The 5,000-nt window shown below is 66.1% G+C and carries 10 protein-coding genes (1 of these 10 running past the window's edge); 1 reads left to right on the top strand and 9 read right to left on the bottom strand.

Going from position 1 to position 5,000, the window contains the following annotated elements:
* On the top strand, positions 1 to 687 hold the 3' portion of the coding sequence (locus tag HNQ09_RS12200) for a hypothetical protein (RefSeq protein ID WP_343057776.1). The gene continues 108 nt to the left of window position 1, outside the view; only the last 687 of its 795 coding nucleotides appear in the window; the start codon falls outside the window, past its left edge; its stop codon occupies positions 685 to 687.
* 85 nt (positions 688 to 772) lie between these two features.
* On the opposite strand, the gene HNQ09_RS12195 is transcribed toward HNQ09_RS12200, so the two are convergent.
* The 9 genes from HNQ09_RS12195 to HNQ09_RS12155 all read right to left on the bottom strand — a co-directional run.
* Complete coding sequence (locus tag HNQ09_RS12195) at positions 773 to 1,033, bottom strand: cold-shock protein (RefSeq protein WP_184029662.1); 261 nt, start codon at positions 1,031 to 1,033, stop codon at positions 773 to 775.
* A gap of 186 nt (positions 1,034 to 1,219) precedes the next feature.
* Positions 1,220 to 1,588 (bottom strand): 50S ribosomal protein L7/L12, encoded by a 369-nt coding sequence (gene rplL / locus HNQ09_RS12190; protein ID WP_184029660.1) that lies wholly within the window; start codon positions 1,586 to 1,588, stop codon positions 1,220 to 1,222.
* A gap of 48 nt (positions 1,589 to 1,636) precedes the next feature.
* On the bottom strand, positions 1,637 to 2,164 hold the full coding sequence (rplJ, locus tag HNQ09_RS12185) for a 50S ribosomal protein L10 (protein WP_184029657.1): 528 nt from the start codon (positions 2,162 to 2,164) through the stop codon (positions 1,637 to 1,639).
* Positions 2,165 to 2,357: 193 nt separating this feature from the next.
* Positions 2,358 to 3,056: a 50S ribosomal protein L1 gene (gene rplA, locus HNQ09_RS12180; protein WP_184029655.1), complete on the bottom strand. Its 699-nt coding sequence runs from the start codon at positions 3,054 to 3,056 to the stop codon at positions 2,358 to 2,360.
* Positions 3,049 to 3,483, bottom strand: coding sequence for a 50S ribosomal protein L11 (gene rplK, locus HNQ09_RS12175; RefSeq protein WP_184029653.1), 435 nt, complete (start codon positions 3,481 to 3,483; stop codon positions 3,049 to 3,051). Before rplK ends, rplA begins: the two co-directional genes overlap by 8 nt.
* A gap of 168 nt (positions 3,484 to 3,651) precedes the next feature.
* A complete protein-coding gene (gene nusG, locus HNQ09_RS12170; protein ID WP_184029651.1) occupies positions 3,652 to 4,224 on the bottom strand; it encodes a transcription termination/antitermination protein NusG in 573 nt (190 codons plus the stop codon).
* Positions 4,221 to 4,400 (bottom strand): preprotein translocase subunit SecE, encoded by a 180-nt coding sequence (gene secE, locus HNQ09_RS12165; protein WP_184029649.1) that lies wholly within the window; start codon positions 4,398 to 4,400, stop codon positions 4,221 to 4,223. Before secE ends, nusG begins: the two co-directional genes overlap by 4 nt.
* 84 nt (positions 4,401 to 4,484) lie before the next feature.
* Complete coding sequence (gene rpmG / locus HNQ09_RS12160) at positions 4,485 to 4,652, bottom strand: 50S ribosomal protein L33 (RefSeq protein WP_012692576.1); 168 nt, start codon at positions 4,650 to 4,652, stop codon at positions 4,485 to 4,487.
* A 210-nt stretch (positions 4,653 to 4,862) separates the two neighbouring features.
* Positions 4,863 to 5,000 (bottom strand): EF-Tu C-terminal domain-related protein (locus HNQ09_RS12155; protein ID WP_484482067.1); only part of this gene is annotated, 138 nt, incomplete at its 5' end.

Raw genomic sequence — 5,000 nt, 5'->3', positions numbered from 1 at the left:
TTTCTGCTGGGATTCGGCGCACTGTTCGGAAGTCTCTTCGGAATGCTGGGAGCGCTGCTGTACACGGTGCTGGTGTTCGTGCCCTGGCTGCGCGGGCGCGGCCGGGTGGCGGGGCAGGCGGTCGCCCGGGGCGTGGAGGCGATCAAGCCGCTGGACACCCGCATCCGGGAAGCCCAGGAACGCCTGAGCGAGAGTGACACGCTGGCGCACCGCGCCGACCTCGCGGCCCTTCAGGCGCGCGCCGGGCGCCCCGAAGAAGCCCGCGCGACCCTGGCCCCGCTGCTCAGCGGCATCTACGCCGACGATCCGGTGGTGCTGCTCACCAGCGCCGAGCTGGAACTTGCCCGGGGGGACGCCGCCGCCGCCGAGGCCCACCTCAACCGCGTGGACCTGCGGACCAGCGCCGCGACCCGCACCCGTACCCTGACCCTGCTGGCCCAGGCCCAGGCGGCGCAGGGCAAGCCCGCCGAGGCCGAGGCGACCTACCGCGAGGCCATGAACGCCGCGACCACCGAAGAACCCCGCGTGCGCTATGCCGGTCTGCTGCTGGAGCAGGGCAGACGGCAGGAGGCCGCCACCCTGCTGGAAGCCGTCGCCAAAACCGAGGCGCGCGCTACCCCCCTCTACAAGCGTCAGGAACGCGAATGGTTTCAGATGGCGGCGGGCCTGAGGCGCGAGCTGAGGTAGCGAGGCGCCCAGCGGTCAGAGCCAGCTCCCATGACAAAACCCCCAACCCTAAGGGTGGGGGGTCTGAAAGTGCGAGGTGTGCTGCTTACCAGCGGTCGTCGCGACGGGGGCGGTCGTTGAACGCCGGGGCCGGAGCCGCCTTCGTCACCACGATGTTCTTGGCCTGGGGACCCTTGCCACGCTGACCGGGTTCGATCTCGAACTCGACCTCATCGCCCTCGTTGAGCTTCTTAAAGCCCTGAGCCTGAATGGCGCTGAAGTGCGCGAACACGTCGTCGCTGCCTTCCGTCTCGATGAATCCGAAGCCTTTTTCCGCGTTGAACCACTTCACTCTGCCTACAGCCATCTTCAACTCCTCGTCGTTTCCAGGTGCAGAAAAGAGACCCGGGGTGTTTACCGCGTCTCTCAAAGGATCTGCTGGAAAACTACCTGGCCACTATGAGGCTGCCAAGGCAGACGTATGGTGAGGTAGATCACAAAAAGGAACCCCCCGCACGCGGCGGGGGGCTGCACTCCCGGTGAAAAGGGGACGTTAGCGGAGTTCGACCTTGGCGCCCGCCGCTTCCAGCTGCGCCTTCATCTTCTCGGCCTCGTCCTTGCTGATGCCTTCCTTGAGCGCGCCGCCCTTCTCGCTCATGTCCTTGGCTTCCTTGAGGCCCAGGCCAGTGATGGCGCGGATCTCCTTGATGACGTTGATCTTGCTCGCGCCCGCGTCGACCAGCACAACGTCGAACTCGGTCTTCTCCTCGGCGGCCGGGGCAGCGGCAGCGGCGGCGCCGCCTCCCATCGCCACGGCGGCGGTGACGCCCCAGGTCTCCTTGAGGCCGTCGATGAGGTCGGCGAGTTCCATGATGGTGAGGGTGCTGAGCTGGTCGATCAGAGCCTGTTTGTCGTAAGCCATGGTGGTGTCCTCCGGTGGTGGATTGGTTGAGTGGAAAGAAGAGAGAGCTTAAGCTTGGGCTTCGGCGCTGGCCGTCTCGGCCGCGTCGCCGCCGCCGAGCTTGGCCTGGTAGGCTTCCAGAATCCCGACGAAGGTGCTGAGGTGCGCGCTGAGCACGCCCACGAACTCACCTTGCAGGCTCTGCTTGCTGCCGAGGCTCGCCAGACGCTCGATGACCTTCACGTCGACGCGGTTGCCCTCGACGAGGCCGCCTTTCATGGCGGGAATGCCCTTGTCGTTGCCCTTGGCCGCGTCGCTGAGCGTCTTGGCGACGCCGGCGGGGTCTTCGTGGGCCAGCACCAGGGCGCTGGGACCCTTCAGGGCATCGCCGAAGTCGCGGCCGCCGTCTTGCAGGGCCAGGTGGATCAGGGTGTTCTTGGCAACGATCAGTTGCCCGCCCTTCTCACGGATGTCTTGGCGCAGCTTGCTGAGCTGCCCGGCGGTCAGGCCCTGGTAGTCGACGACGTAGAACGTCTCGACGCCCGTCAGGCTGGTCCTCAGGCTGCTCAGGTTCTGCAGGTTGCGTTCGTTCGCCACTGAAAACCTCCTGTGTGGTGAACAAGTACCAGGTGCGCTCTTGCGCCCTGACAACTCGGCGGGATGTTTAAACCTGGCAAGGGTCCCCGCTGTCTACGGTGCCGAGATTGGAAAGGTGCAGAAAAAGCGCACCGGGGTGCTGAAGTGGGTGGGGGAGAGGAGACTTCGGCTCTGTAGGCTCCCCCGGTCAAACTCAGGCCTGGGCCTGGCTCAGCGTGAGGGGAATGCTCGGCCCCATGGTGCTGGTCAGGTAGGCGCTGCGCAGGTACACGCCCTTGGCGCTGCCGGGCTTGGCCGCTTCGAGCGCGCTGATCAGGGCCTGGTAGTTGGCGCTGAGGTTGGCGGGATCAAAGCTGGCCTTGCCGATGGGCGCGTGAACCACGCCGGTCTTGTCGTTGCGGAATTCGATGCGTCCGGCCTTGAGGCCGCGCACCATGCCCGTCACGTCGGGGCCGACCGTACCGCTCTTGGGGTTGGGCAGCAGACCACGCGGCCCGAGCAGCCGCGCGAGCTTCTGGCCGACCTGGGCCATCATGTCGGGAGTGGCGACCACCGAGTCGAACTCCATGAAGCCGCCGGCGATGCGCTCGATCAGCTCGTCGCCGCCCACCACATCGGCCCCGGCCGCCTCGGCCGCCGCCACGTTGTCGCCCTTGGTGATCACGGCCACCCGCACCGTCTTGCCGGTGCCGTGGGGCAGGGCCACCGTGCCGCGCACGTTCTGGTCACTCTTGCGGGGATCGATGCCGAGGCGGAAGTGGACTTCTACCGTCTCGTCGAACTTCGCCGTGGCGAGGTCCTTGACGAGCGTGGCGGCCTCGTCGATGGTGTACTGCTTGTTGCGGTCGACCTTGCCCTCCAGGGCGCGGTAACGCTTGCCGTGCTTAGGCATTCGGGGCCCCCTCGATGGTCACGCCCATGCTGCGCGCGGTGCCGGCCACGGTGTTCGCGGCGGCCTCGACGCTGCCCGCGTTGAGGTCGGGCATCTTGGTCTTGGCGATTTCGAGTACCTGGTCCCAGTTCAGCTTGCCGACCTTGGCCTTGTTGGGCGTGGCGCTGCCCTTTTGCAGCCCCGCCGCCTTGCGGATCAGGTAGCTCATGGGCGGCGTCTTGGTGATGAAGGTAAACGAGCGGTCCGCGTAGATGGTGATCTCGACGGGGATGATCGCGTCACCCTTGTCGGCCGTCTGCGCGTTGAACGCCTTCGTGAACTCCATGATGTTCGCGCCGTACTGACCGAGCGCGGGACCGACGGGAGGGGCCGGGGTGGCCTTGCCCGCAGGCAGCTGGAGCTTGACAAGCCCTGTGATCTTCTTCATGTGTTTCCTCCTTAGCTCCCCCGGCGGCCTGCCCCGGCCCGTGAGGGGTCTGGAGAGCGGCGGCGGGGTGCTGGCGCTAAGTTCGCCGCAGCGGAGATCAGGCTCCGGCACGACAGCAACTTTGTCAGTGTACAGGCCCGGCGCGCGTCTGCCAAGCCTGGTGGGGCGTTACCTGCTGACCTGCGCGAAGTCGAGTTCGACCGGCGTCTCCCGGCCGAAGATGCTGACCAGCACCTTGACCTTGGCCTGCGGGGCGTTGACCTCGCTCACGACGCCGCTGAAGTCGGCAAAAGGCCCACCGGTGACCCGGACCATGTCGCCGGGCTTGAGGTCGACCTTGACGCGCGGCGCCGCTTCCTCCTGCGGTTGCGCGGCCACACCGACCGAGGCCAGCAGGCGCTGCACCTCTTCCGGCGAGAGCGGGACCGGACGGGTGGCGGTGCCGACAAAGCCAGTCACGCCGTTGGTGCCGCGCACGACCTCCCAGGACTCGCCCAGCTCGCCCGGCGAGTCGTCGTCCTCGACGTCCATCTGGACAAAGACGTAGCCCGGAAAGAGCTTGCGCTTGACCTCGACCTTCTTGCCGCCTTCCTGAATCTCGACGGCCTTTTCTTCAGGCTGAAGCACCTGAAAGATCTTGGTGTAGTGCATGCCCAGCTTTTTGGCCCGCTCCAGCAGGTGCTGCTCGACGCGGTCTTCCTGGCCCACGTAGGTGTGGACCGCGTACCACTCGATGCTCACTGAAGCACCTGCCGGATCAGGGTGCCGAAGAGGGAGTCCATGGCGAACACGATCAGGGTCAGGGCGACCACGAAGATCAGCACCGCCTGCGTGCCGTCAATCACCTGCTGGCGCGTCGGCCAGGTGACCCGGGCCAGTTCGGCGCGCGAGTCCCGCAAGTACTGAATCAGATTCATGCGCTCACCTTGCCCGTCATGACAAAAAGAGAAAAAGGCCGATGGCCGGGGCAGCTCACCCGCAGGTGACCTGCGGCCCCCGACTCAGACCTTTTTCTCCTTGAACACGACGTGCTTTTTCGCCACGGGATCGTACTTGCGCAGCTCCATCTTGGCCTGCGTGTTGCGGCGGTTCTTGGTGGTCGTGTAGTAAAAGCCCGTGCCTGCGGTGCTTTCCATCTTCACGATGATGCGGGGTCCGTCCTTCGCCATGTCGCTGCTCCTTTCGCGCGTTCTGGCCGCCGTTGCTGCTCAGCGCGCGCTCCCAGCCCTCCGCATGCTGCCCAGAAGTCGCTGGTAAAAGCCCGCCTTGTGGCGGGCAACATTGAGATTATAGGCAGTCGGGGCGTGGGTGTCCACCCGGGCAGGGTGAAGGCGCGAAAAGGGGGAGACCCGAAGGCCTCCCCCGGTGGCCTGGAAGGTTTACTCCAGGACCTTGGTAACGACGCCGGCGCCGACGGTGCGCCCACCCTCGCGGATGGCGAAGCGCAGGCCTTCTTCCATGGCGATGGGCTTGATCAGGTCCACCGTGAAGGTCACGTTGTCCCCGGGCATCACCAT

Origin of the sequence: Deinococcus budaensis, assembly GCF_014201885.1 — a bacterium.
Lineage (GTDB): Bacteria > Deinococcota > Deinococci > Deinococcales > Deinococcaceae > Deinococcus > Deinococcus budaensis.
Note: the sequence above shows the minus strand (reverse complement) of the source record. Positions and strands in the feature narration are given on the sequence as shown.